Genomic DNA, 24,623 nt, shown 5'->3' on the forward strand with positions numbered 1-24,623 from the left:
CGCCGCTCGCGGCGCCCGTGACAGGTCTTGTGCCGCCCCTGTCGGCGATCGGCGGGCCCCTGGGGCGGCCGAGTCGCTCGCGAGCTGTCGCTCAGTCGGCGGCGGTGGCGGGCACGGGGACCTCAAGGGTCTCGCCGGTCCCGCATTCCTCTGTGGGAGGCCGTTGCTCGCGGAGCTCCGCGATGGCGGCCTCGAAGTCTTCGAGTGAGTCGAAAGCCCGGTACACGGACGCGAAGCGCAGGTAAGCGACGAGGTCGAGTTCCTGCAGGGGGCCGAGTATGGCCAGACCCACGTCATGGGTGGTCAGCTCGGCGCTGCCGGTGGCGCGCACTGCTTCCTCGACCCGCTGGCCGAGCTTGGCGAGGGCGTCCTCCGTGACCGGCCGTCCCTGGCACGCCTTGCGCACGCCGGAGATGACCTTGGTACGACTGAAGGGTTCCGTCACTCCACTGCGTTTGATCACCATCAGTGAGGCGGTTTCCACCGTCGTGAAGCGGCGGGAGCAGTCGGGACACTGCCGGCGCCGCCGGATCGACGTTCCGTCATCCGTGGTGCGACTGTCGACGACACGGCTGTCGGGGTGCCTGCAGAAGGGGCAGTGCATGATTCCCAACCCTCCTTCACAGCACGACGGAATAGCCTCGACGGGCCCGACGGGGCCCCTGGAAGCAGCCCCAAGCATAGGCGATGGCCACGGTCTTGGAGGACCGGGGACCACAACTGCTGGGCGGCGGGCACAATCCAACCACTAGATCTGGGGTTCGCCGGCGTTTTCTGCTCGCAGCGCGTGTCGTGCGGCGGCACCCGCTCACAGCAGGCATGCGGGCGCGTGCGGGCCGTGACACCCGCACCATCGGCGGCGGCGCGGAAGGACCCGGGACGACACCAGTGCCACCACGGGAGCCGATAGCGGGCGGGCTCAGGACCGGCGCGGGGCGACCTCGGGAAGGGCGCGCGAACGGGCACGGAAAGGCCGTGACGACATCGGGGAACCGGCCACGAGACTACGGGAAACCCGCGGGTCCCTGGATTCCGGGCCCCCGAGTGCAAGACTGGGAAGTACCCCGCCCCCTTGCACCTCGGCGGCGAAGCGCCGGTATGGCACGAATTGCCGCTCAGGCCAATCGTTCGCACATACACCCAGCCAGACGCCCACGTCAGGGAATCTGCGATTTTTCACTCGAACGTGTGTTTGGCGCAACCTTTCGAAACCCACTACCGTTGTCCAGCTAGGGAGACCATTCGAGAGGGGCCGACGTGACCACCACCGCAGACAGTGCCACCATCACTGCCCAGGACCGCTCCCAGAACCGATTCGAGCCGGTGCATGCCATGAATGACGCAGCCACGAACTCCGAGGGGCCCAAGCCCACTCGTTCGCTGCCCGGCCGACCTCCAGGGATCCGGGCCGACAGCTCAGGTCTCACGGATCGGCAGCGGCGCGTTATCGAGGTGATCCGTGACTCCGTGCAGCGTCGGGGATACCCCCCGTCGATGCGCGAGATCGGCCAAGCGGTCGGACTGTCCAGCACTTCTTCCGTGGCGCACCAGCTCATGGCTCTGGAGCGCAAGGGCTTCCTGCGTCGGGATCCGCACCGGCCCAGGGCGTACGAGGTTCGCGGTTCCGACCAGCCGAGCACACAGCCGACCGACACGAGCGGCAAGCCTGCCGCCTCATATGTGCCGCTCGTCGGCCGGATCGCGGCCGGTGGCCCGATCCTCGCCGAGGAGTCGGTCGAGGATGTGTTCCCGCTCCCCCGCCAGCTGGTCGGCGACGGCGAGCTGTTCGTACTGAAGGTCGTCGGCGACTCAATGATCGAGGCCGCGATCTGCGACGGCGACTGGGTGACGGTACGCCGCCAGCCTGTTGCGGAGAACGGCGACATCGTGGCCGCGATGCTCGACGGCGAGGCCACCGTTAAACGCTTCAAGCGGGAGAACGGCCATGTGTGGCTTCTCCCGCACAACGCTGCCTACCAGCCCATTCCCGGCGATGAGGCGACCATCCTCGGCAAGGTGGTGGCGGTTCTGCGGCGGGTGTGACAACCCGTCGGCTCTGACCGGGCCCCGGGACCCACTGCGCCGGTCCCGGGGCCCAACCACGTCCCGGCCAGCCGGCCGACCGTCCGGGGTGTCCCGACCGTCCGGGGTGTCCCGACCGTCCGGGGTGTCCCGACCGTCCGGGGTGTCCCGACCGTCCGGGGTGTCCCGACCGTCCGGGGTGTCCCGACCGTCCGGCGTGTCCCGACCGTCCGGCGTGACCCGACCGTCCGGCGTGACCCGACCGTCTGGGGTGGCCTTGCCTCCTCAACCAGGAGGCGGCGCTGTCCCCCGGACATCGTGCGCCGGGGACCGCGGTGCTTGACACCGTGCCTGGGCCCGGCCACCCGTGCCCGGGGGCATGGCGCCGGGCCAGCACGAGCTACTTGCCGTCCGCCTTGGCCGAGGCGTCGATCGCGGCCAGCGAGCGTCGCACCTGATTGCGGTCCGTGGTGTACCAGAAGTCGGGCAACGAGGCACGCAGATAGCTTCCGTACCGGGCATTGGCCAACCGCGGGTCGAGTACGGCCACGACGCCCCGGTCTCCTGTGGCGCGTACGAGTCGGCCCGCGCCCTGGGCCAGCAGCAAGGCGGCATGGGTCGCTGCGACAGCCATGAAGCCATTGCCGCCCGCCTCCTCCACCGCCTTCTGGCGCGCACTCATCAGCGGATCGTCGGGCCGTGGGAACGGGATCCTGTCCATCACCACCAGCTGACAGCTGGGACCCGGCACATCCACGCCCTGCCACAGCGACAGCGTGCCGAACAGGCAGGTCTCCGGATCGGCGGCGAAGGACTTGATCAACTCGCCCAGGGTCTCCTCGCCCTGGAGCAGGATCGGCTTGTCGAGTCGGCCCCGCAGTTCTTCGGCCGCCGCCTGCGCGCCACGCATCGAGGAGAAGAGACCGAGCGTGCGGCCGCCGGCCGCCTCCACCAGCTCGGCGAGCTCATCCATCATGTCGCCGCGCGAGCCCTCACGGCCCGGCGTCGCGAGCTGGCGGGCGACATAGAGGATGCCCTGCTTCGGGTAGTCGAAGGGAGATCCGACGTCGAGCCCCTTCCACTGGGGAAGGTCGTCGCCCGCGGTGCCTTCGGGCGCGAGCCCGAGCGAGGCCCCGACGCCGTTGAAGTCGCCGCCCAGCTTGAGCGTGGCCGAAGTCAGCACCACCGAGCGCTCCGAAAAGAGCTTCTCGCGCAGCAGGCCGGACACGGAGAGCGGTGCCACCCGCAGGGAAGCGCCGAAGCGGTCGTGCCGTTCGTACCAGACAACGTCGTACTCGGAGCCTTGCGTGATCCGTTCGGCCACGTCATGGATGTTCTCGACGGAGGCGAGGGCCTGCTTGCGCACGGCGTCCTCGTCCTGCACCGACTTGTCGCGTGTGCTGCCGAGCGCGGAGATGACCGTACGGGCCGCATCACGCAGTGCCATCAGGGCGTATCCGAGATCCTCTGGGATCTCTTCCAGGCGACCGGGCAGCGCCAGCTCCATGAGCCGCTCGAACGTCTCGGAAGCTGTCTGAAGAGCGTCCGCGGCCTTTTCGTTGACGAGCTTGGCGGCACGGCGGACTGCGCGGTTGACCTGGCCAGGGGTGAGCTCGCCGGTGGCGACGCCGGTGACCCGGGAGACCAGCTCATGGGCCTCGTCGACGATCAGCACTTCGTGCTGGGGGAGCACCGGGGCGCCCTCGATGGCGTCGATCGCCAGCAGCGCGTGGTTGGTGACAACGACATCGGCGAGCTTGGCTCGCTCCCGGGCCGCTTCGGCGAAGCACTCCGCGCCGTACGCGCACTTCGTCGCCCCGAGGCACTCCCGGGAGGAGACGGAGATCTGCGCCCAGGCCCGGTCGGAGACGCCCGGCGTGAGATCGTCCCGGTCCCCCGTCTCGGTCTCATCGGCCCAGTCGCGCATCCGCAGCAGGTCCTTGCCGAGCTTGCTGGTGGGCGCGGCGGCCTCGAACGGGTCGAAAAGACCGTCCTCCTCTTCCTGCGGCACACCTTCGTGCAGGCGGTGCAGGCAGAGGTAGTTGGAGCGCCCCTTGAGCATGGCGAACTCAGGCCGCCGGCGCAGCAGCGGATGCAGCGCCTCGACCGTGCGCGGAAGGTCACGCTCCACGAGCTGGCGCTGCAGGGCAAGGGTCGCCGTGGCGACGACGACCCGCTCGCCGTGCGCCAGGGCAGGAACCAGATAGCCGAGAGACTTTCCGGTGCCGGTGCCGGCCTGGACGAGCAGATGGGAATTGTCGTCGACCGCTTCGGCGACGGCCTCGGCCATGGTGACCTGGCCAGGCCGTTCCACGCCGCCGACGGCGGTGACGGCGGCATGGAGGAGATCGGGGAGGGATGGCTTCGTCATAGCCCGACCACCCTACGGGGCGCCACTGACAACGCGATCACAGATGGGTTCATCAGGACGGACTCAGCGGATTGGGGACCATGCCGTGGACCGCGGCGTGCGGGCGGTCGGGGCGGTCACGGTACCCGTCGAGATGCAGCCGGTTGCGATTGAGGCAGAGGCGCTCGATCTCCGGAGTAAGGAGGTCGAACATTTCGTAGCGCTCCTTGAGCTGCGGAAAGCGCGCCTGGTGCCGGAGGATCTCGGCCCGTACGAGCGAGAAGAATCGCTCCTCCGGCACGTCCAGCTGCTCTTCGCACAGGGCTGCCAGGAAGCGGAAGACACCGACGAAGAGCCCGGAGTGGATGAACTGGGTGAGGAAGGCGGGCTCCTCGGTGAGGAGGGTGCGGCGCACATCGTCGGGCATGGAGCCGTGTTCCGGAAGTGATCGGGCGCTCACGTTGACGTCGTCGACGAAGTCCTTGATCGCCAGACGCACCGGTACGTCCTGGTCGTCGTAGACCACGATGGCGTTCTCGCCGTGCGGGGAGAAAACCGTTCCGTAGCGGTAGAGGAAGCGCAGCAACGGCGGGAGCAGCGCCGCGAAGAGCCGCTGGAGCCAGACCGTGGGGGTGAGCCCCGAGCGGCCGATCAGTTCGGCGGTGAACGCGCGGCCGTCGGGGTCGACGTGCAGCAGGGACGCCAGGGTGCGGGCCCGCTCGCCCGGCGCGAGACAGGGTTCGAGCGGCTCGCGCCAGATCGCGCCGAGGAGCTCCTTGTACTGGTACGGCACCTCGGGAAGGTGGTCGTACAGCGGGTGCTCGACGGTGACCGACGCGACCTCCCCGAGAAGGATCACGCGGCACTCATCGCGCAGAAACGGGTCGGAGTCTCGCAGTCCCTGGACCCAGGAGGTGACGGCGGGGGCGGCGAGGGTGCGTTCGGTGGGCAGGCCGCGCCAGACGAGGGTGTTGAGGATGGACAGCGGCAGTTTGACGGTGTGGCGGTCTGCTCGGTCCAGGTTCACGAAGGTGCGGATGGACTGCTGAGGCAGGCGGAGGTCACCGTCGGTGGGGAGCGGGACGATGTCCCCCCGTGCGACAGCGGGGGCGTAGAGGGGAAGAAGTACTTCGTCCCACTGCCACGGGTGCACCGGGAGAAAGAGAAAGGTGGCCGGGTCGAGGCCTCTGGCGCGCAGCGTGTCCGCGAACGTTGCGCGCACGGATGCGTCCAGCTCACGGCTGTATAGATCATCCGGGCCCGCGAGGTGTGCGACTCCTCGGTAGGCGGCAAGGGTGGAGCTGACAGCGATCCACGGGAGCCGAGTCGGCCTGCGCGCTTCGGGCGACCATCGGGCGGTGTCCGTGACGGAGAAGCCGATGCGGCCTTTGTTGAGAACGATCCAGGGGTGGCCGGTCTGGTGGCCTTCGAGTTCGGCATAGCCCAGGTCGGCGAGCTCGGGCGCGGTCAGCGCGTCGTGCACGAAGCCGGTGTCGGAGACGAGGGTGGTGGTCAGTTCGCGGAGGAGGTGGCCAAGGGTGGCGCCGTCGACGGCGAGCCGGCGGCGGGCACGCACGAGGAAGGCGAGCGGGTCGGCGAGCCGGTGGCCGTCCTCTTCCTCGACTGAGTCCGGATCGACGAACCAGCTTCCGTACGCCCCGCGCCGGGCTTGGAAGGACAGGGTGCGACCGTCGTCGAGGGTGAGGGTGTAGTGCCCGCTGTTCCTGGTCCGAGGGGCATCGCCCGCCTGGCTGGGGGCGGGGGCAGGGGCGAGGACCGGCTCGATGATCCCTTCGTAGGCGAACTCGCCGATCATCTTGGCGAGGAGGCGGCCCGCCGCCCGGTTCCAGGACTGTGGGTTCAGCCCCGGCGGGGTGAATGGGACCGCGTGCGGCTGTTCGGAGTCGTGAGCGGCAGGGGACTTCGGCACGGGGACTCCTCGGGTGGAACCGATGCGGCTCAAGCGGTGTATGTCAGGCGGCGGGTTGTTCACAGCAGGTTGCGAAGCGCGCGATCGCGGACCATGAGGGCAGCTCGCTTGTCGGGGAGGTCGACTTCGGCGGAGAAGCGGAAGCCGGCACTCAGAAAGGCGGACACGGAGGGGGTGTTGCGCAGGTCGGGTTCCGCGATGACGCGGGCGCACCGGGGGCGGTTGCCGAGCACGAGGTCGGCGACGGCTCGCAGGAGGGCCGAGCCGACACCGCGGCCGCGGTCGGCGACGCCGCCGATGAGGAGGTGAATTCCGATGTCATGAGGACGGGCCGGATAGTGCCGGGCGAGCGGGTCGAGGTCGGCGCGGTAGAGCTCGAAGTAGCTCATGGGGATGCCGTCGAGGACACCGAGGCAGGGCACGCTGCGGCCGTCTCCGTCGAGTTGGGCGCGCAGATGGGCGGCGGTGACAAGGTCGGGGCCCGCCAGCTTCCAGAAGGCGGCCACGGCAGGGTCGTTCATCCAGCGGCTGATGAGCGCCAGGTCGCGCTCGATACGTACGGGGACAAGGTGGAGTGCGCCGGCAGGGCTGGTGGCGGGCCCCCAGTCGGCGGGAGCACCCAGCAGATCACCGACGGCTGTGTCCGCGTCCGCGGGGCCGTCCGAGGGCTCGTCCTCGCGGAAGAGGGCGAGGAGTTCTTCGGGGAGCCGCAGATCCAGGGTGTCCTCGACGCTTCCGGCGAGCTGGTGTGTGGGACCGGCTCCGGTGTCGGTACTCGCGTCGGTGGGAGGCACAGTGGCGTTCTCCTCTCACAGGTCGGTCGTGTGTGCCGTCTCTCGGGAGTGGCGTCTCAGGGACGAAGGGGGTTGGTGATGGTGACGTAGACGGACTGGGTGTCGACCGGGCCGACGAGCTCGTCGAGGCCGCGCAGCCGGGTGAGGAGATTTGCCTTGGAGCGCAGTGTGGGAGCGTCGAGGAGTTGCGCGGGCAGGGGCGAGCCGAGGTCTGCGGTTGCGGAGAGGAACTGCCGGAAGGCGGCGATGAGTACGCGTTCGTCGGCGAGGCGTTGTGCGCCGAAGGCTCCGATCAGCCCGAAGACGTTGTTGATGGCGAGGTAGTAGGCGAAGCGCTCGTCGGTGACGTCGTCGGAGACGAAGGTGTCGCTGGCGGAGCCGATGCCGGGCAGGCGGCGCTCCAACTCGGCGCGACGGGACTCGCGGAAGTAGTAGCCCTGGTTGTCGCGGTATCGGCCGCCGACGGGCCAGCCCTGGGGATCGAGGATCACCAGAGTGTTCTGCTGGTGGGCTTCGAGTGCGATACCTGCCGTGGCGTCCAGCCAGAGCACCGGTCGTACGACGTGGTCGAGGTAGCGCAGGAACCACTCGGCCGCGACCGCGCCGGTCGGACGGCCGGTGCGCGCCGAGAGCCGGGCCACGATGTCGGCAAGGCGCGAGTGCATGCCGGTGCGACGCGGCCAGGGGCGGGGAGCAGTCAGTCCCGCGATGCAGACGGCGTCGTCCCCGAGGCCGAAGGGGTTGTGCCGGAGCATGACGTCGAGTCCCGGCAGGGGTTCGCCGTCAGCGGCGTCGACAGCGAGCCAGGCGGGGTCGCGCACGATGTCGAATCCAGGGTGTGCGGACTGCCACTGCTCGGCGAGTCCGGTGCGGAGGAGCCTGTGCACCTCCACGCCGCGGTGGAGTTCCTTGCGGAGGTTTTCGCGACGCGAGTTGGTGATGCGTACGCCGAGCGAGAGCTTGAGCATGGCCGGGGCGCCGGGCCGGTGCACGGTACGGACCGAGGAGGTGGGGTACCAGAGGTCGCCGTAGGGACCGAGGTCATGGAGAAGGCCTGCGTCGAGGAGTGCGGCCACGACCGGACGGTGACCCAGATCGCGTGCCTGCCACGGGTGCAGCGGCAGCGGGACGGTGTGCTCGGGAAGGCGGAGGCCGTCGCAGAGGCGGGCGGTGAGCTTCTCGGCCGGCACGGTGCGCCCTTGCTCGGTCCAGGCCGAATCGGTGGCGAGCACGGACCGGTCGACGGCCATCCAGTGGAGAGGGAAGGCTCCGTACAACTCCGGTGAATAGAGTTGGACTTCGGCGTCGGAGAGCCCTTCGCGACTCTTGGGTGTGGGATGCAGCGGGTGGCCGAGCAGAAGCGACTGCTCGGCGGTGAGGAAGAGGTCGGCCTCGGGATCGGGCTCGGGGCGTGCGCGGCGTTCGCTGATGAATTCGGCGGTGCGGCGTACGGAGTCGGCGATCCGGCCGACCAGATCTGCGCCCTCCCTCTGGCCCGCCTCCCGGACGAGGAGGGCCCCGACGGTGACCGCGTCGGCCGCGGGAGCGTCGGGCAGCCCTCCCTCCAGCGCGGGCGGGCCGAAGCGGTGCCAGCCGCAGGCCGACCAGTAGCGGACGGGGACGAGCAGGGCTGTGCCGCTGGCGTGCAGCGGGATCCGCAGGACGGGGTGGTCGGGCTGGGCGAGATTGTTCTCCCGTACCCAGCAGCGGAGCAGGCTCTCGACGGCTGCGGCGGCCGCGGCGCGCTGCGGATCCGGGTGGTCGAGGAGTTCGGCCGCGCCGATTGCCACGGACGGGATCGCGGCGGGGATGTGCTGTTCGCCCTGGCCCCCGGTCTGTTGGCGCGGCACCGTCGTCGCCCCGCCCGCGAGGGGGCCGCGCAGACCGCCCTGTCCTCGGTGGTCAGCGGTGGAACGGCCGTCGGCCTCGGGCGCATCGGGTGCGGGAGTGGAGTTCACGGGGACTTCCTTGTGATGTGTCCGGGTCAGTGGGACTGCCCGCTGTCGGTGCGGCGGTGCATGGAGAGTTCGGCGGCGGCGAGCGCGTCGGCGAAGCGGTCGAGGACGGCCACGGCCTGTTCGTCGGTGAGGGTGAGGGGAGGAAGCAGTCGTACGACACCGGAGTGCCGGCCACCGAGCTCGACGATGAGCCCGCGGGCGAGGCACTCCTGCTGGACGGCGGCGGCGAGAGCGGCGGCCGGAGGCGGGACGAGGGCGTCCGGCGACGCGGCGTCGAGGTCGACCAGTTCGACGCCGATCATGAGGCCGCGCCCACGTACGTCCCCGATGCTGGAGTGGGCCGCGGCCAGCCCCTGGAGGTGTCCCAGCATGCGTGCGCCAAGTGTCGCGGCGCGGTCGGCGAGCCGGTTCTCCCGTACGAAGGCAAGGGTGGCCGCGCCGGCCGCCATCGCGAGCTGGTTGCCGCGGAAGGTCCCGGCATGGGCACCCGGCTGCCAGAGGTCGAGCCCCGACCGGTAGACGATCACCGCCAGGGGAAGGGAACCGCCGATCGCCTTGGAAAGGACCATCACATCGGGCACGACTCCGCTGTGCTCGACCGCCCAGAAGGTGCCGGTCCGTCCGACGCCCGTCTGGACCTCGTCGGCGATCAGAGGAATGGAGCGGGCAGCGGTGATCTCGCGCATCCGGCGCATCCAGAGGTCGGGGGCCGGGATCACTCCGCCCTCTCCCTGCACCGGTTCAATGATCATGCCGCCCGGTGTGGGTACGCCGCTCTTGACGTCGTCGAGCAGACTCTCGGTCCAGCGGGCGCCGAGTTCTGCTCCCCGGTCGCCGCCGATCCCGAAGGGGCAGCGGTAGTCGTGCGGATAGGGCAGCCGGGTCACTCGGACGTCGGTGGCGCCGCCGGACGCGGCGAGCGCTCCGGCCGTCATGCCATGGTACGCGCCGGTGAAGGCGAGGAGGCCGGTGCGACCGGTCGCCGCGCGGACGAGTTTGAGGGCGGCTTCGACGGCATCGGTACCGGCCGGCCCGCAGAACTGGATCCGGGCGTCGTCGGCCAACTGCCGTGGCAGTGTGGCGAACAGCTCCGTGGTGAACGCGTCCTTGACGGGTGTGGCGAGGTCGAGGACATGCAGCGGCGCGCCTGAGTCGATCACCTTCCTGATCGCTTCGAGCACCACGGGATGGTTGTGCCCGAGGGCCAGAGTCCCGGCTCCCGAAAGGCAGTCGAGGTAGCGACGGCCGTCCGCTCCCTCGATCGTGAGCCCGCGCGCGCGTACGGGAACGATGGGCAGCGAGCGCGCGTAGGTACGGGCCGCGGACTCGCGCAGTGACTGCCGACGCAGGATCCCTTCGTACGCGGACGGCGGAGCCACCGGCGCAGGTTCGGTCACGGCCACGGCTGTTGGTCCTCCCGCTGTAACAGTTGCGTTGCACATCGGTACAGCATCGGCAGGCCGTCCGGCCGGGCTGAACACTGACCTTGCGTATCCCGTACGTACCAACGACGCCGGGCGCCGGGGATCACGGGCAATCGGAGGATCCTTGCGCCGGGCGAACCGCGGATCTGGTGCGAGCCGTCCCCATCGGCACCGGCATGGTGGGGCCGCGCTCCGGCTCGAACTCCACCGCCGGGCGAGCAACGTCTTTGTAGGTTTCCTGCAGTTCTTGCAGTTTTGACGGATCAGAAGGACAGAAGTTCCAGGGGGATCACGACATGCGACTTATTCGCCCGAGGCTGGCAGCGGCTTCCATAGCCGCCGCGCTGGCGCTGGCTGCCACCGCCTGCGGTCTGAGCAAAGACAACACGGGCGACAAACCGAGCGCTGCTGCCAGCGAGTCCGCCGATCAGAAGATCACTATCCCGGACGATCTCAAGGAACGGCTCAAAGAGCACGGGATCGACATGGACAAGTGGAAGAACGGCGAGTGGAAGAACTGGGACAAGGACAAGTGGCTGCGGGAGGCCCGGGACTTCGTCAACCCGATCATCGAGGGCCTGTGGAACCCGGACCGGATGCGCGACGCCAAGAAGCCTCCGAAGAAGCCTGTCGACCATGACATATCGGGCGACAAGGGTAGGACGGACCCGACGCCCGCACCGGTCAACGCCCAGGCCGTGAACGCTCCGTACCACTCGAACGCTGCCGAGGCCGGGAGGCTCCTCTTCGACGGCCCCTCGGGCACGATGACTTGCTCGGCCACGGTCGTGAAGGACCCGGCCCACCCCGGCAAGTCCAACCTCGTGTGGACCGCCGGCCACTGCGTTCACGCGGGCAAGAAGGGCGGCTGGTACCGCAACATCGTCTTCGTGCCCTCGTACAACGACGGTGCCAGGTCCAAATCCGAGCTGAATAACGCGCCCAGGGAAGAGGTGATGCCCTACGGCGTGTGGTGGGGCGACTGGGCCAGGACCTCGGAGCAGTGGATCTCCCAGGGCTTGGCGACCGGTGGCCAGGGCAGCCCGTACGACTTCGCGGTGGTCCATGTCACCCCCGAGAAGGGCGGCACTGGCAAGTCCCTTGAGGAGACAGTCGGTTCGGCGCTACCGGTCGACTTCAACGCCCCGGCCGTGCCGCAGATCGCCAGGATGACCGCCACCGGCTATCCGGCGGCGGCGCCGTACGCCGGCGAGAAGCTGTTCCAGTGCGCCGACAAGCCGGGCCGTCTGTCCATCGAGACCAACCAGCCGACCATGTACCGCATCGGCTGCACCATGACCGCCGGTTCCTCCGGCGGCGGCTGGGTGGCCAAGGGCCAGGACGGCAAGCCGGCTCTGGTCTCCAACACCTCCATCGGCCCCTCCACGGCCGGCTGGCTGGCCGGACCCCGCCTCGGCGAAGAGGCCAAGGGTGTCTACGACGCGGTCAGCAAGAGGTTCGCCAACCAGTGATCCGGTCGTGGTATTCCGGCAGGGCGCTCACGGCCCGCTGGGAACCCACTCGGTCGAGGGTGAAGGACACAGGGGCTCACGGCTGCGGACCCGTGTATTTCTTCCTCGTGATGGACGGTGGCATCAGTGACAAGTTCGCGGGCCGGTAAGCCGCCCGTACGACGCCGGCGGCCCGCCCCCTCACGAGGAGGGGCCGGGCCGTTGCCCTTGCGGTACGTGCGCGATCAGCGAGTCACCGGAACATAGGGCGCAAGCGCCGCGGCCAGTTCCTCGTGCACCCGGGCTTTGAGCAGCGTGCCCTCGGTGGTGTGCTCCTCGGAGAGAACCTCACCCTCGGCATGCACCCGCGAGACCAGCCCGCCCTGGGTGTACGGCACGAGGACCTCGATCTCGACCTCGGGCCTCGGCAGTTCGACATCGATCAGGGTGAGCAGCTCGTCGATGCCCTGGCCTGTCCGCGCCGATACCGCGATCGCGTGGCGCTCGATCCGCAGCAGCCGCTGCAGGACGAGCGGATCGGCCGCGTCCGCCTTGTTGATCACGACGATCTCGGGGACGTTCGTCGCGCCGACGTCACGGATCACCTCGCGCACGGCGGCCAGCTGCTCCTCCGGCGCGGGGTGCGCCCCGTCCACGACATGCAGGATCAGGTCGGAGTGCCCGACCTCCTCCATGGTGGAACGGAACGCCTCGACGAGGTGGTGCGGCAGATGCCGTACGAATCCGACGGTGTCGGCGAGGGTGTAGAGCCGGCCGCTGGGCGTCTCGGCCCGGCGGACGGTGGGGTCCAGGGTGGCGAACAGTGCGTTCTCCACCAGAACACCGGCGCCGGTGAGGCGGTTGAGCAACGAGGACTTGCCCGCGTTGGTGTAGCCGGCGATGGCGACCGAGGGCACCTTGTTGCGCCGGCGCTCCTGGCGCTTGATCTCGCGGCCCGTCTTCATCTCCGCGATCTCCCGGCGCATCTTCGCCATCTTCTCGCGGATCCTGCGACGGTCCGTCTCGATCTTGGTCTCACCGGGACCACGGGTGGCCATGCCGCCACCGCCGCCGCCACCCATCTGCCGGGACAGGGACTGACCCCAGCCACGGAGCCTGGGCAGCATGTACTGCATCTGCGCCAGCGCGACCTGCGCCTTGCCCTCTCGGGACTTGGCGTGCTGGGCGAAGATGTCGAGAATCAGGGCGGTCCGGTCGACCACCTTGACCTTGACGACGTCTTCGAGGTGGATGAGCTGGCCGGGGCTGAGCTCACCGTCGCAGACGACGGTGTCGGCTCCGGTCTCGAGGACGATGTCCCGCAGCTCCTGAGCCTTGCCCGAGCCGATGTACGTGGCCGGGTCGGGCTTGTCGCGGCGCTGAATCACGCCGTCGAGCACCAGCGCGCCCGCCGTCTCGGCGAGGGCGGCCAGCTCCGCGAGGGAGTTCTCCGAGTCCTGCACCGTCCCCGAGGTCCATACGCCCACCAGCACCACACGCTCCAGGCGCAGCTGCCGGTACTCGACCTCGGTGACGTCCTCGAGCTCGGTGGAGAGGCCCGCCACGCGTCGCAGCGCGGCACGCTCGGAGCGGTCGAACTGATCGCCGTCCCGCTCTCCGTCGATCTCGTGGCTCCAGGCGACGTCCTCTTCCATCAGGGCATCGGCCCGAAGGCTCTCGGTGCGCGTCTCCGCGAAGCTCTGCTCGTCCTGGGAAGGGGATGAAGAGGAGGTCATTGGATCCTTACGTAGATCGGAAGTGGGAAAACGAGTGCCGGCGGAAATCCGGCGACACCAGTCACAACGTGTAACAGCCCCGGATGATTCCCGTTCGGGTCCGGTCCCGGCCACGTCGCCGACCTGTTGATGGTCGCATGCTCCCGCCAGGGCCGTCATCCGGGTTTCAGCGGGCCGCGGGGGCCTTGGCTGCGGTGCTGCGCCAGTCCGGGTGGCCCGGCATCGGCGGTGTCTTGGCCGCGTACAGCCACTCCTGGAAGAACTCCGACAGATTGTGCCCCGAGATCCGCGAGGCGAGCGCCGCGAAGTCATCGGTGCCGGCCGTGGAGTCCCGGTACTCCCGCACCCAGGCCCGCTCCAGCTGCCCGAAGGCGTCCGCCCCGATCGTCTGCCGCAGTGCGTAGAGCACCAGGGCGCTGCCGTCGTACACGACCGGCCTGAAGAGGCTGATCTTCTTCCCCGGTGCCGGCGGCTGCGGGGCTGCGGGCGGACCGCCGGCCGCGCGCCACTGGTCGGAGCGCTTATAGGCCTCGCGCATCCGCGTCTCGAGCGGCTGCTTGGCCATCTCCTCGGCGTACATTGCTTCGTACCAGGTGGCATGCCCTTCGTTCAGCCACAGATCGGACCAGGTGCGGGGCGTGACGCTGTCGCCGAACCACTGGTGGGACAGCTCGTGCACCATGACCGAGTCGATGTACCACTCGGGGAAGACCGCACTGGTGAAGATGTGCTTCTCGAAGAGGGACAGCGTCTGGGTCTCCAGCTCGTAGCCTGTGCTGGCGTCGGCGATCAGCACCCCGTACGTCTCGAAGGGGAAGCGGCCGACCTTCTGCTCCATCCACTCCAGGTGCGCAGGCGTCTTCTTCAGCCAGGGCTCCAGTTTCTTCCGGTCCGCCGTCGGCACCACATCGCGCACGGGCAGTCCGCCCGGCCCCTCGCGCCGGAGGACGGACGAGCGGCCGATCGAGACCTGGGCGAGCTCGGTGGCCATGGGGTGCTTGGTCCGGTACACCCAGGTGGAGGTCGCGCCGACCGTGGCCCTGGCCGTCCGCACACCGTTGGCGACCGCCGTGTACTGCTTCGGCGCTGTGATCCGGAAGGTGAAGTACGCCTTGTCGGCGGGGTGGTCGTTGGACGGGAAGACCCGGTGTGCGGCGTCGGCCTGGTTCGCCATGGCGAGCCCGTCCCGGGTGCGCACCCAGCCCCCGGCGTCGGCGGGGCCGTTCGGGTCGCTGGTGTGGGTGACCGTGATCCTCATCCCCGTCCCCGGTGCGACGACGGTCTCCGGATCCACCACCAGATCCTCGCCTACGGTCGTGAACTGGGCGGGCCGGCCGTTGACCACCACCGTACGGACGGTGCCGTGCGTGAAATCGAGGTTGATCCGGTCCAGTGCTTCCGTCGCCACGGCGTCGATTTTGGTGACGGAGTCGAGGGGTTTGGTGTTGGTGCCGCCGTAGGTGAGGGCGATGTCGTAGCCCTGGACGTCGTAGCCGGGGTTGCCCAGGTGGGGGAAGAGGGAGTCACCGATGCCGAGTGCGGTGGGCGGGGGCAGGGCCGCGGCGACGAGTGAGGCCGAGGCGGCGGCCAACAGGGCGGCACGCAGGCGCCGAGAGGTGAGCAGCATGCCTTACCGCTACCAGCGCGCCCGGCGAGGACCGTGACGGCGCGCGTCACGCCCACTCGAACGGGTTCAGGCAGTGGCCGCCGGATGCTGCGTGCGGCTCACGTCGTACACCCCCGGCACATCGCGCATGGCACGCATCAGTGCGGGAAGCCCTGCGGAGTCCGGGAGTTGAAGGGTGTACGTATGCCGTACGCGCTGCTGGGTCGGCGGCTCGACGGTCGCCGATACGATGGCGGCGCCCTCGGCGGCGATGGCCTCCGTGAGATCGGCGAGCAGCCGGGGGCGTCCGAAGGATTCGGCGATCAGGGTGACGCGGCATTCGGCGGCGTCACCCCAGGTCACCGGGATGGGCTCACGGTCGAGCGCCTTCATTCGGGCCACGGCGGGGCACTCTTCTCGGTGGACCGTCACGGTGCCGCCCCGGACCGCGAAGCCGGTGACGGCGTCGGGCGGCACGGGCGTACAGCAGCCGGCGAGGCGCACCGTGACGTCCGGCAGGTCGACGACGGCATTGGCGGCGGCCGGCCGGTCGGCGGTGACGGGCACGGGTCTGCGGGGGGCGACCGCGGGAGCTTTCACACCTTCGGGATGCGCGGCGAGCCAGGAGGTGATGGCGATGCGGGCGGCGGGGGTGCGGGCGCGGTCGAGCCAATCGGGCGACGGACCCGACGTGGCGTCCTGGGCCAGCAGCAGGTGCACGGTGTCGCCGTCGCTCAGGACCGTACTCAGCGTCGCCAGGCGGCCGTTGACGCGGGCGCCGATGCAGGAGTGCGCTTCTTCGCCGTACTGAGCGTAGGCGGCGTCCACACAGCTCGCCCCGGCCGGAAGGCCGAGCGTGCCGCCGTCGGCGCGGAAGACGGTGATCTCCCGGTCCTGGGCCAGGTCGGCGCGCAGGGACGTCCAGAACGTGTCGGGGTCGGGCGTGGACTGCTGCCACTCCAGAAGGCGGGAGAGCCAGCCGGGCCGGGTGGGGTCCTCACGCTCGCCGTCGGGCGACTCGGTCCCCTCGACCGGTACGTACGGGTTGCCCAGGGCGATCACTCCGGCCTCGGCGACCTTGTGCATCTGGTGGGTGCGGATGAGCACTTCGGCGACCGCGCCGTCCGGGCCCGCCACGGCGGTGTGCAGCGACTGGTAAAGGTTGAACTTGGGCGCGGCGATGAAGTCCTTGAACTCGGAGATCACCGGGGTGAAGCAGGTGTGCAGCTCGCCCAGCACGCCATAGCAGTCGGCGTCCTCGCCGACGAGTACGAGCAGCCGCCCGAAGTCGGTGCCGCGCATCTCGCCCCGCTTGACGCGGACCCGGTGGACCGAGACGAAGTGCCGTGGCCTGATAAGGACTTCGGCGGTGATGTCCGCGTCCTTCAGCACCGCTCTGAAGTGCTCGGCGATGGTGTCGAGGGTGTCCCAGGCGGTCGGGTTGTCCGCGATGACGGAGCGGGTGCGTTCGTACTCCTCCGGGTGGAGGATCGCGAAGACGAGGTCTTCCAGTTCGGTCTTGAGGGCCTGTACGCCGAGGCGTTCGGCCAGGGGGATGAGCACGTCTCGGGTGACCTTGGCGATGCGGGCCTGTTTCTCGGGCCGCATCACCCCCAGCGTGCGCATGTTGTGCAGCCGGTCGGCGAGTTTGATCGACATCACCCGGACGTCGTTGCCGGTGGCCACGAGCATCTTGCGGAAGGTCTCGGGCTCGGCCGCGGCGCCGTAGTCGACTTTCTCCAGTTTGGTCACACCGTCGACCAGATAGGCGACTTCGGCGCCGAATTCCGCCTTCACCTGATCCAGCGTCACCTCGGTGTCCTCGACGGTGTCGTGGAGGAGGGAGGCGGTCAAGGTCGTGGTCTCCGCGCCCAGTTCGGCGAGGATCAGTGTGACGGCGAGCGGGTGCGTGATGTACGGCTCGCCGCTCTTGCGGAACTGCCCGCGGTGGGAGGACTCGGCCAGGACGTACGCCTTGTGCAGGATGGCGAGCTCGGCGTCCGGGTGGTGTGCGCGGTGCGCTTCGGCGACATGACCGATGGCGTCGGGCAGCCGGTCTCGGGCCGGGGGCCCAAGGAGCACGGTGCGCCCCAGCCTGCGGAGGTCGATCCTGGGGCGGCCGCGTCTGCGGCTTTGGGCACCAGGGTTGGCGGCCTCTGCGCTCATGGGGCACCTCCGGCGGTTTCGACCGGCGGTGGAAAGGGCAGGTGTGCCCTCCGGGCCGGTGCTTGATGCTACCGAGCCCACCACGTGGCGCAGTCCGTCTCTCGCTCAGCGTGAAACGGATCACCCATTCGAGCGAAGCTCTATACGAGCACGGTTTCGGTCCCTGCGAGTTCGCTACGCGAAAAAGGCCGGGTCGATGTGACCCTCGGCGACAATCACGGCAGGGCCCGTCATCTCGATCTCGCCGTCCGGGCGCTCGGTGATCACCAGCCGCCCGCCGGGCAGGTCCACGGTGTACGTGACGGGTACGCCGGTGACCGCGGGGTCGGCACCGTCCCTGCGGGCCGCCGCGACCGCGACCGCGCACGCGCCCGTGCCGCAGGAGCGGGTCTCGCCGGAGCCGCGTTCGTGGACGCGCATGGCGACATGGCGCTCTCCGCGGTCGACCACGAATTCGATGTTCACCCCGTCGGGATAGACGGACGCCGGGCTGAAGGGCGGCACCGTGAGCAGATCCCCCGCCTGGTCGAGGTCCTCGACGAAGGCGACCGCGTGGGGGTTGCCCATGCTCACATTCAGCGCGGGCCAGCTTCGGGCGCCCACGGAGACCGTGACACCGTCCTCGGGGAGCACCGCCCGGCCCATGGAGACCGTGATGTCACCTGCGGACGAGCCGCTGTCGGGCGCGGCCTTGGCGAGGTGCGCCTTCTTGACGCCGCCGCGGGTGGCAACCGCCAGGTCGCCCGCTTCGACGAGGCCCGCGCGCTCCAGATAGCGGGCGAAGACCCGTACGCCGTTGCCGCACATCTCGGCGATGGAGCCGTCTGCGTTGCGGTAGTCCATGAACCACTCGGCCTCGGCGGCCATCGCGCGCGCTTCGGGATGGGCCGCGGACCGCACCACATGCAGCAGCCCGTCGCCTCCGATACCGGCGCGGCGGTCGCACAGCCTGGCGACGAAGGAGGCGGGCAGGTCGATGGCGTTGTCCGGGTCGGGGACGATCACGAAGTCGTTCTCGGTCCCGTGGCCCTTGAGGAAGAGGATCGGCGAGGTCTGGGAGGTGCTCACGCGGTCCATCGTACGAGGAGCCTCGGACATGTGCTCCGTGGGCCCGGCCCGCAGGGGCTGTGCGGCGGAAGGGCCTACGAGCAGGTCCCGCGGGCGTCAGCGCAGGCGCGCCACGCGCCACACGGCGAGTGCGACGATCATCGCGCCCACACCGACGTACAGGGCGATGACCCGCCAGTCGGGGCGCTCGCCTGAGCCGCGGGACGGAAGTCCGGGCCAGATGTGACCGACCCGGCGGGCCGCCATCACGCCCCAGCCCGCTGCACAGCAACTGATCAGCAGTCCGAGCATGGCGACGACCGCTCCGCCGTCACCGGTGCCGAAGGCGAGAGGGAAGGCGAACATCAGGGAGCCGACCGCGGCAAGCATCACGATGGGCGCGAGCTGCCAGATCCGCAGTCTGCGCGGCGGTCGCAGTTCGACCTCGACCTCGTCCGCGATCACGTCCTGCTCATCGGGCCCGTCAGGACTGAGACGGGACCCACTGTCCGCTGCGTCCCGTGCGTCCTGTTCTCTGTCGCGAGGGCCGGCCTCCATCGCCACGCGCCCTCCCAACTCGGACTTCACGTCGATCGATGCTCGATGATGGCACGCTCCGGCGTGCCGAAATGACGGGCGGAGCGTCCCGATGCCATCACGTGATCAGGCTGTGACCGCTCGTTCGACCAACGTCAGCGCGAGGTGCGGAAGTTCCTGCCGGTCGGCAGCCGCGCCGCTCAGCCAGTGCACGCGCGGGTCCCGGCGGAACCACGAGTCCTGACGGCGGGCGAAGCGTTTTGTTGCGCGCACGGTCTCCTCGCGCGCCTGAAGTTCCGTGCACTCCCCCGCGAGCGCCGTGAGCACCTGCTGATAGCCGAGCGCGCGCGAGGCCGTGCGCCCCTCGCGCAACCCCTGCGCCTCCAATGCCCGTACCTCGTCGACGAGACCCGCCTGCCACATCCGGTCCACACGCTGCGCGATGCGCTCGTCGAGCTCGGGCCTCGCGACATCGACGCCGATCTGGACCGTGTCGTACACGGCGTCGTGGCCGGGGAGGTTGGCGGTGAAGGGCTTGCCGGTGATCTCGATGACTTCGAGTGCCCGCACGATGCGACGGCCGTTGCTGGGCAGGATCGCCCTTCCGGCCCCCGGGTCGGCAGCGGCCAGGCGGGCATGGAGAGGCCCGGGGCCGTGCGCCGCCAGCTCCTCCTCCAGCCGGGCCCGCACCACGGGATCGGTACCGGGGAACTCAAGTGCGTCGATGGCGCCCCGGACGTACAGACCCGAGCCGCCGACGAGGACGGGCGTACGGCCTTCGGAGAGCAACCGGTCTATCTGCGCGCGGGCCAGCCTCTGGTACTCGGCCACGCTCGCCGTCTCCGTGACGTGCCAGATGTCGAGGAGCTGGTGTGGGATGCCACCGCGCTCCTCGGCCGTCAGCTTGGCGGTACCGATGTCCATCCCGCGGTAGAGCTGCATGGAATCGGCGTTGACGACTTCGCCGCCCAGGCGCTGGGCAAGGAAAACGCCTAGATCGGACTTTCCGGCCGCAGTGGGACCGACGACGGCGATGACCCGCGGTGCGGGAGCTGCACTTCTCACTGCCCCAGTCTCGCAAACGCACGGGCCTGTCCCCGAACGAGCTAGGTGACGGCACAGGGACGGGTTCGTTGCCTGTTGCGAGGTTCCGAACGCCGGTTTCCCGACCGGCGCCCCCGGGGCGGCGCAAAGGGGCGCTCCGGACAGGGACGGAACTTCGCCCGCACGAGTAGGGTATGGAGCAGATATGGGTGTTTTTTCGCTGTTTCGCCGTAAGTCTGAATCAACTGCCGGGGCGTCGGCCGAGGAGGCTGTCGCGGGCGCTGTGACGACCGAGCCCGACGGCGCTTGCGATTCCGATTCCGATTCCGCATCCGACCCTGGGACCGGATCCGTCGCCGAGGCCGGATCAGGTCCCGAGGCGGGAGCCGTCGCCGAGTCGGCGGGCGATTCCGTTATGGAGTCCGAGGCGGCGGCGGACGAGGCGGCGGAGGTCACCGAAGCCGAAGAAGAGGCGGTCGCGGAGCCCGCGGCCACCGAAGGTGTCGAGATCCCCAAGCAGCAGTCGGCGGACGAGGCGGCGGACAACGAAGCCGGCGAGGGCGCCCGCAAGTAGTCCCCGCGCGACTCCCGGCACATCCCACGGGGGAAGGTGACCCATGGGCTTCATGGACACGTGGAAGGCCAAGAACGCCCTGGGCCGCATCGCGCACAAGGACGACGGCACGATGCCGCCGCCATCCTGACAGGCATCGCATTCACCGGCGGACGGCCGTGGAACTCTGTTCCGCGGCCGTCCGCCGGTGCGCCTGCGGCCCCTTGGCCGCGGATGCGCGAGCAGCCCGTCCGCCGGTGCGAGTGCTGGCGAGCCCGACCCCCATGAGCCTTCGCCGGCCCGCGAGAGTGCCCCGCCTGTAGGTGTGCCGCCCGTACCGGTCGGCTACGACCAGGCGGCCACGAAATATCCGACCCCGTAGGGAGCGTCCTCGTACAGCAGTTGCCCGCCCAGACCCGCCCCCTCGGCTGCTCCCGCGAGCACCTGCCACGGCGCCCTGCCCGCCACCTTGAGTTCGTACGCCAACGACTCGTCCAGCGCCTTGAGCCCCTCAACATCGGCTGCGCCCAGGGCGCGGGCCGCCTGCCGGTCGAACGCGGCGGCCCGCTCGTCCAGATAGCCGGGAGCCTTCAGGCTGCGGCAGGCGCTGCCGTCACCCATCACCAGCAGTGCTACCCGCTCGGCCCGCGCGCCGAGCCCCCGCCCGGCCGTCACACAGCGCTCGCCCTCAAGCGGCTCACCGACACCGAGGCCCTCCACCGCGTCGTCCCACCCGGTGCGGCCCAGCAGCCAGGCGCCGACGGCCAGGGAGGGCGGCAGCGGACGCTCCTGGGGGCCACCCGCTCCCAGGCGTACGTCGAGGTCCACCCCGAAGCCGTGGAAGGACCCCCTCGCTCCCGCGGGATGCGGGCCCCGGCCTTCCTCGTCGGCGGGCCCGATCACGATCAGGAGATTCGGCCGTGCGGCGGCGAGAACGCCGAGGGCGTCGGCGCACGCGGTGCGCGCCGCGTCCAGTTCGGGCGCGGCGCCGGCGGCCACCTCGGGCACGAGCAGCGGCGGGCAGGGGCACACGGCGGCGGCGACAAGCATGATCGGCAGCCTAGCCCGTGCCGGCCGTACGCCGGGGCATGTGCCGATGCCGACCGACGCCGCACGGGGGCAGACGGCGCGCGAGCCGCGGCGCAGGATGCGGTACGTCACCCAGCCCGAGGCCGGGCAGTCAGCCCCAGCCGGACGCCGAGGCAGCTCTCAGCATCAGCCGCAGCCGAGGCCGCGCGTCAGTCGAGGCCGCAGCCAGGCGCCGAGGCGACCGGCAGCGGCTCCGGTACGCCGATCTTCGGCAGCCCCAGCATCACTCCGGCCGGCTTCGCCGCCTCTGCGGCGTTGCGCTTCTCCCAGGCGTCGCCCGCGCGCGTCCGGCGTACGGCCTTGGCCATGCCTTCTGCCAGCAGATGGTGCGGTGCCGCGTAACTGATCTCGACGGTCACCACGTCGCCGGGACGCACCCGCTGCTCCGGCTTGGTGAAGTGCACCAGGCGGTTGTCGGGCGCACGGCCCGAGAGCCGGTGGGTGGCACCGTCCTTGCGGCCCTCCCCCTCGGCGACCATGACCTCCAGCGTCCGGCCGACCTGCTTCTTGTTCTCCTCCCAGGAGATCTCCTCCTGAAGGGCGACGAGGCGCAGATAGCGCTCCTGGACAACCTCCTTGGGGATCTGGCCGTCCATGGTCGCCGCCGGGGTGCCGGGGCGCTTGGAGTACTGGAAGGTGAAGGCGTTGGCGAAGCGGGCCTCTCGGACCGCGTGCATGGTCTGCTCGAAGTCCTCCTCGGTCTCGCCGGGGAAGCCGACGATGATGTCGGTCGAGATGGCGGCGTGCGGAATCGCGGCACGCACCTTGTCGATGATCCCGAGAAAACGCTCCTGCCGGTACGACCGGCGCATCGCCTTGAGCACCGTGTCGGAGCCGGACTGCAGCGGCATGTGCAGCTGCGGCATCACGTTCGGCGTCTGGGCCATGGCGGCGATGACGTCGTCCGTGAAGTCGCGCGGGTGCGGAGAGGTGAAGCGGACCCGCTCCAGGCCCTCGATCTTCCCGCAGGCCCGCAGCAGCTTGCTGAAGGCCTCGCGGTCGCCGATGTCGGAGCCGTACGCGTTGACGTTCTGGCCGAGCAGGGTGATCTCGGAGACGCCCTCGGCGACGAGTGCCTCGACCTCGGCCAGGATGTCCCCGGGCCGTCGGTCCTTCTCCTTGCCCCGCAGCGCCGGGACGATGCAGAAGGTGCAGGTGTTGTTGCAGCCGACCGAGATGGAGACCCAGGCGGCGTACGCGGACTCGCGGCGGGTCGGCAGCGTCGAGGGGAACGCCTCCAGGGACTCCGCGATCTCGACCTGCGCCTCTTCCTGGATGCGGGCGCGCTCCAGCAGCACCGGCAGCTTGCCGATGTTGTGTGTGCCGAAGACGACGTCGACCCAGGGAGCCTTGGTCACGATGGTGTCGCGGTCCTTCTGGGCCAGGCAGCCACCGACGGCGATCTGCATGCCGGGCCGCTTGGTCTTCATCGGAGCCAGCCGGCCGAGATTGCCGTACAGCTTGTTGTCGGCGTTCTCACGCACCGCGCAGGTGTTGAAGACGACGACATCGGCATCGCCGTCGGCGCCCTCCGGCGCGCGGACATAGCCGGCGTCCTCCAGCAGACCTGACAGTCGCTCGGAGTCGTGGACGTTCATCTGGCACCCGTAGGTGCGCACCTCGTAAGTTTTCGCACTCATCGCGCCAACCAGGGTACGGGGTCGTACCGACGCTCCGCCTCTCCCTTCCCGAGGCGGGGCCTGGCCATCACCGGGAGTGAGCTGGCAGGATCGCGGCCATGCTCCAGGCCCTGTCCCGCATCATCCGCCGCCGCGCCGTTCAGGCGTCGGCGGCCCTTCTCGTGGTGCTGGGCCTGCTGACCTGGTGGCTGCTGCCGATCGGGGAGGCGTCGCCGAGCGGGGACCTGACCTTCAGCACGGGGTCGCAGAACGGCGTCTACCAGCGCTACGGCGCCCTGCTGAAGGGTGCGCTCGCCCGCGATCTGCCGGACGTGTCCATAGATCTGCGCAGCAGCGAGGGCTCGCAGCAGAATCTCGCGCGGGTCGCCACCGGCGAGGCCGACTTCACGATCGCCACGGCCGACGCCGTCGCCAAGTACAAGCGTGACCACAAGCCGGGGGCCGACCGGCTGCGCGGCTGTGCGCGCCTGTACGACGACTATGTGCAGCTGATCGTCCCCCGGGACTCCAAGGTGAGGTCGGTGCTCGATCTGCGGCACAAGCGGGTGGGAATCGGGCAGGAGGGTTCCGGTGTCCGGCTGATCGCCGAGCGGGTCCTCAAGGCCGCGGGGCTCGACCCGACGCGTGAGATCGCGCCGTTCCCGTCCGGGATCGACACGGTGCCGGGGCAGCTGCAGTCGGGCGAGCTGGATGCCTTCTTCTGGTCGGGCGGGCTGCCCACGGCAGCCATCGAGGAGTTGTCCGAGCGCTTCCGGATCCGGCTGATTCCGCTGGAGCCCGAACTCGTGGAGAAGCTCCACAGCACCGGCGACCCGACCAGCTACTACCGCGCCGCCGTAGTGCCCGCGGACGCCTACCTCCGCGCGCAGAACGGCGTACCCGTGCCGACCGTGGCGGTGGCGAATCTGCTGGTCACGACCGACCGGATGGATTCCGCGATGACCGAGGGCTTCACCCGTACGGTGATCAAGAGCCGGGACCGGATCGGCAACACCGTGCACCCGGCGCAGCTCGTGGATCTGCGGACCGCGGTCTACACCGACCCCCTGCCGCTGCACGACGGCGCCCGGCGCTACTACCGCTCGGTGAAGCCGTAGGGCGAGGCGGGCAGGCATACGGGCCGCGGGCCCGGGTCAGCGGCCCGAGTCCGCTCTGAGTCCGCGTCCGAGTCCGTGTCCGCGTCCGCGTCCCGTGAGCAGGCGGCGAGGATCGGGCCCGGGGCCGTGGAACCGCACATGGCGCGCCGCGAGCGACGGGCCGAGCTACTCGGGCCGCG

General features: G+C 69.9%; 18 protein-coding genes. 4 read left to right on the top strand and 14 right to left on the bottom strand.

Features of this window, described 5'->3' with window-relative positions; genetic code table 11:
* Nucleotides 1-91: 91 nt before the first annotated feature.
* The gene (gene nrdR / locus OG293_RS08145) at nucleotides 92-604 is read right to left on the bottom strand and encodes a transcriptional regulator NrdR (protein ID WP_405998097.1); all 513 of its coding nucleotides are present in this window, start codon (nucleotides 602-604) and stop codon (nucleotides 92-94) included.
* A 653-nt stretch (nucleotides 605-1,257) separates the two neighbouring features.
* On the opposite strand from nrdR, the gene lexA reads away from it, so the two are divergent.
* Nucleotides 1,258-2,043 (top strand): transcriptional repressor LexA, encoded by a 786-nt coding sequence (lexA, locus tag OG293_RS08150; protein WP_405998098.1) that lies wholly within the window; start codon nucleotides 1,258-1,260, stop codon nucleotides 2,041-2,043.
* A 379-nt stretch (nucleotides 2,044-2,422) separates the two neighbouring features.
* On the opposite strand, the gene OG293_RS08155 is transcribed toward lexA, so the two are convergent.
* The 5 genes from OG293_RS08155 to OG293_RS08175 are packed head-to-tail and all read right to left on the bottom strand — an operon-like array spanning nucleotide 2,423 to nucleotide 10,457.
* The gene (locus tag OG293_RS08155; protein WP_405998099.1) at nucleotides 2,423-4,393 is read right to left on the bottom strand and encodes an ATP-dependent DNA helicase; all 1,971 of its coding nucleotides are present in this window, start codon (nucleotides 4,391-4,393) and stop codon (nucleotides 2,423-2,425) included.
* Between the two features lie 52 nt (nucleotides 4,394-4,445).
* On the bottom strand, nucleotides 4,446-6,302 hold the full coding sequence (locus OG293_RS08160) for an IucA/IucC family protein (RefSeq protein ID WP_405998100.1): 1,857 nt from the start codon (nucleotides 6,300-6,302) through the stop codon (nucleotides 4,446-4,448).
* 59 nt (nucleotides 6,303-6,361) lie between these two features.
* Entirely contained in the window at nucleotides 6,362-7,096 is a 735-nt protein-coding gene (locus tag OG293_RS08165) for a GNAT family N-acetyltransferase (protein WP_405998101.1), read from the bottom strand.
* Nucleotides 7,097-7,152: 56 nt separating this feature from the next.
* Nucleotides 7,153-9,054, bottom strand: a complete 1,902-nt coding sequence (locus OG293_RS08170) for an IucA/IucC family protein (RefSeq protein WP_405998102.1) — start codon at nucleotides 9,052-9,054, stop codon at nucleotides 7,153-7,155.
* Nucleotides 9,055-9,080: 26 nt separating this feature from the next.
* Nucleotides 9,081-10,457, bottom strand: coding sequence for a diaminobutyrate--2-oxoglutarate transaminase family protein (locus OG293_RS08175; protein ID WP_405998103.1), 1,377 nt, complete (start codon nucleotides 10,455-10,457; stop codon nucleotides 9,081-9,083).
* A gap of 317 nt (nucleotides 10,458-10,774) precedes the next feature.
* Here OG293_RS08175 and OG293_RS08180 point away from each other — a divergent pair, with 317 nt between their 5' ends.
* Nucleotides 10,775-11,950, top strand: coding sequence for a trypsin-like serine peptidase (locus OG293_RS08180; RefSeq protein WP_405998104.1), 1,176 nt, complete (start codon nucleotides 10,775-10,777; stop codon nucleotides 11,948-11,950).
* A gap of 224 nt (nucleotides 11,951-12,174) precedes the next feature.
* On the opposite strand, the gene hflX is transcribed toward OG293_RS08180, so the two are convergent.
* From hflX to miaA, 6 genes are all read right to left on the bottom strand, one after another.
* The gene (gene hflX, locus OG293_RS08185) at nucleotides 12,175-13,665 is read right to left on the bottom strand and encodes a GTPase HflX (protein WP_405998105.1); all 1,491 of its coding nucleotides are present in this window, start codon (nucleotides 13,663-13,665) and stop codon (nucleotides 12,175-12,177) included.
* A 166-nt stretch (nucleotides 13,666-13,831) separates the two neighbouring features.
* Nucleotides 13,832-15,292, bottom strand: coding sequence for a M1 family metallopeptidase (locus OG293_RS08190; protein WP_405998106.1), 1,461 nt, complete (start codon nucleotides 15,290-15,292; stop codon nucleotides 13,832-13,834).
* A 66-nt stretch (nucleotides 15,293-15,358) separates the two neighbouring features.
* Nucleotides 15,359-17,437 carry a RelA/SpoT family protein gene (locus OG293_RS08195; RefSeq protein ID WP_405998107.1) on the bottom strand — a complete coding sequence of 693 codons (2,079 nt, stop codon included), beginning with the start codon at nucleotides 17,435-17,437 and terminating at the stop codon, nucleotides 15,359-15,361.
* A 174-nt stretch (nucleotides 17,438-17,611) separates the two neighbouring features.
* A complete protein-coding gene (dapF, locus tag OG293_RS08200) occupies nucleotides 17,612-18,514 on the bottom strand; it encodes a diaminopimelate epimerase (RefSeq protein ID WP_406003537.1) in 903 nt (300 codons plus the stop codon).
* A gap of 87 nt (nucleotides 18,515-18,601) precedes the next feature.
* Nucleotides 18,602-18,949, bottom strand: a complete 348-nt coding sequence (locus OG293_RS08205; RefSeq protein WP_405998108.1) for a hypothetical protein — start codon at nucleotides 18,947-18,949, stop codon at nucleotides 18,602-18,604.
* Nucleotides 18,950-19,147: 198 nt separating this feature from the next.
* Nucleotides 19,148-20,086 carry a tRNA (adenosine(37)-N6)-dimethylallyltransferase MiaA gene (gene miaA / locus OG293_RS08210; protein ID WP_405998109.1) on the bottom strand — a complete coding sequence of 313 codons (939 nt, stop codon included), beginning with the start codon at nucleotides 20,084-20,086 and terminating at the stop codon, nucleotides 19,148-19,150.
* Nucleotides 20,087-20,348: 262 nt separating this feature from the next.
* On the opposite strand from miaA, the gene OG293_RS08215 reads away from it, so the two are divergent.
* Nucleotides 20,349-20,639 carry a hypothetical protein gene (locus OG293_RS08215; protein WP_405998110.1) on the top strand — a complete coding sequence of 97 codons (291 nt, stop codon included), beginning with the start codon at nucleotides 20,349-20,351 and terminating at the stop codon, nucleotides 20,637-20,639.
* A gap of 324 nt (nucleotides 20,640-20,963) precedes the next feature.
* Here OG293_RS08215 and OG293_RS08220 read toward each other — a convergent pair whose 3' ends face one another.
* Nucleotides 20,964-21,668 carry a class III extradiol dioxygenase subunit B-like domain-containing protein gene (locus OG293_RS08220; protein ID WP_405998111.1) on the bottom strand — a complete coding sequence of 235 codons (705 nt, stop codon included), beginning with the start codon at nucleotides 21,666-21,668 and terminating at the stop codon, nucleotides 20,964-20,966.
* A 188-nt stretch (nucleotides 21,669-21,856) separates the two neighbouring features.
* A complete protein-coding gene (gene miaB, locus OG293_RS08225; protein WP_405998112.1) occupies nucleotides 21,857-23,347 on the bottom strand; it encodes a tRNA (N6-isopentenyl adenosine(37)-C2)-methylthiotransferase MiaB in 1,491 nt (496 codons plus the stop codon).
* 98 nt (nucleotides 23,348-23,445) lie between these two features.
* On the opposite strand from miaB, the gene OG293_RS08230 reads away from it, so the two are divergent.
* Nucleotides 23,446-24,444: a TAXI family TRAP transporter solute-binding subunit gene (locus OG293_RS08230; RefSeq protein WP_405998113.1), complete on the top strand. Its 999-nt coding sequence runs from the start codon at nucleotides 23,446-23,448 to the stop codon at nucleotides 24,442-24,444.
* The last annotated feature ends 179 nt before the right edge of the window (nucleotides 24,445-24,623 follow it).

Origin of the sequence: Streptomyces sp. NBC_00829 (assembly GCF_045161795.1) — a bacterium.
Taxonomy (GTDB): domain Bacteria; phylum Actinomycetota; class Actinomycetes; order Streptomycetales; family Streptomycetaceae; genus Streptomyces.

Coding starts and splice junctions, on each gene's coding strand:
- nrdR (WP_405998097.1), bottom strand. CDS start 604: ATGCACTGCCCCTTCTGCAGGCACCCCGACAGCCGTGTCGTCGACAGT.
- OG293_RS08155 (WP_405998099.1), bottom strand. CDS start 4,393: ATGACGAAGCCATCCCTCCCCGATCTCCTCCATGCCGCCGTCACCGCC.
- OG293_RS08180 (WP_405998104.1), top strand. CDS start 10,775: ATGCGACTTATTCGCCCGAGGCTGGCAGCGGCTTCCATAGCCGCCGCG.
- hflX (WP_405998105.1), bottom strand. CDS start 13,665: ATGACCTCCTCTTCATCCCCTTCCCAGGACGAGCAGAGCTTCGCGGAG.
- OG293_RS08190 (WP_405998106.1), bottom strand. CDS start 15,292: ATGCTGCTCACCTCTCGGCGCCTGCGTGCCGCCCTGTTGGCCGCCGCC.
- OG293_RS08195 (WP_405998107.1), bottom strand. CDS start 17,437: ATGAGCGCAGAGGCCGCCAACCCTGGTGCCCAAAGCCGCAGACGCGGC.
- dapF (WP_406003537.1), bottom strand. CDS start 18,514: ATGGACCGCGTGAGCACCTCCCAGACCTCGCCGATCCTCTTCCTCAAG.
- OG293_RS08220 (WP_405998111.1), bottom strand. CDS start 21,668: ATGCTTGTCGCCGCCGCCGTGTGCCCCTGCCCGCCGCTGCTCGTGCCC.
- miaB (WP_405998112.1), bottom strand. CDS start 23,347: ATGAGTGCGAAAACTTACGAGGTGCGCACCTACGGGTGCCAGATGAAC.
- OG293_RS08230 (WP_405998113.1), top strand. CDS start 23,446: ATGCTCCAGGCCCTGTCCCGCATCATCCGCCGCCGCGCCGTTCAGGCG.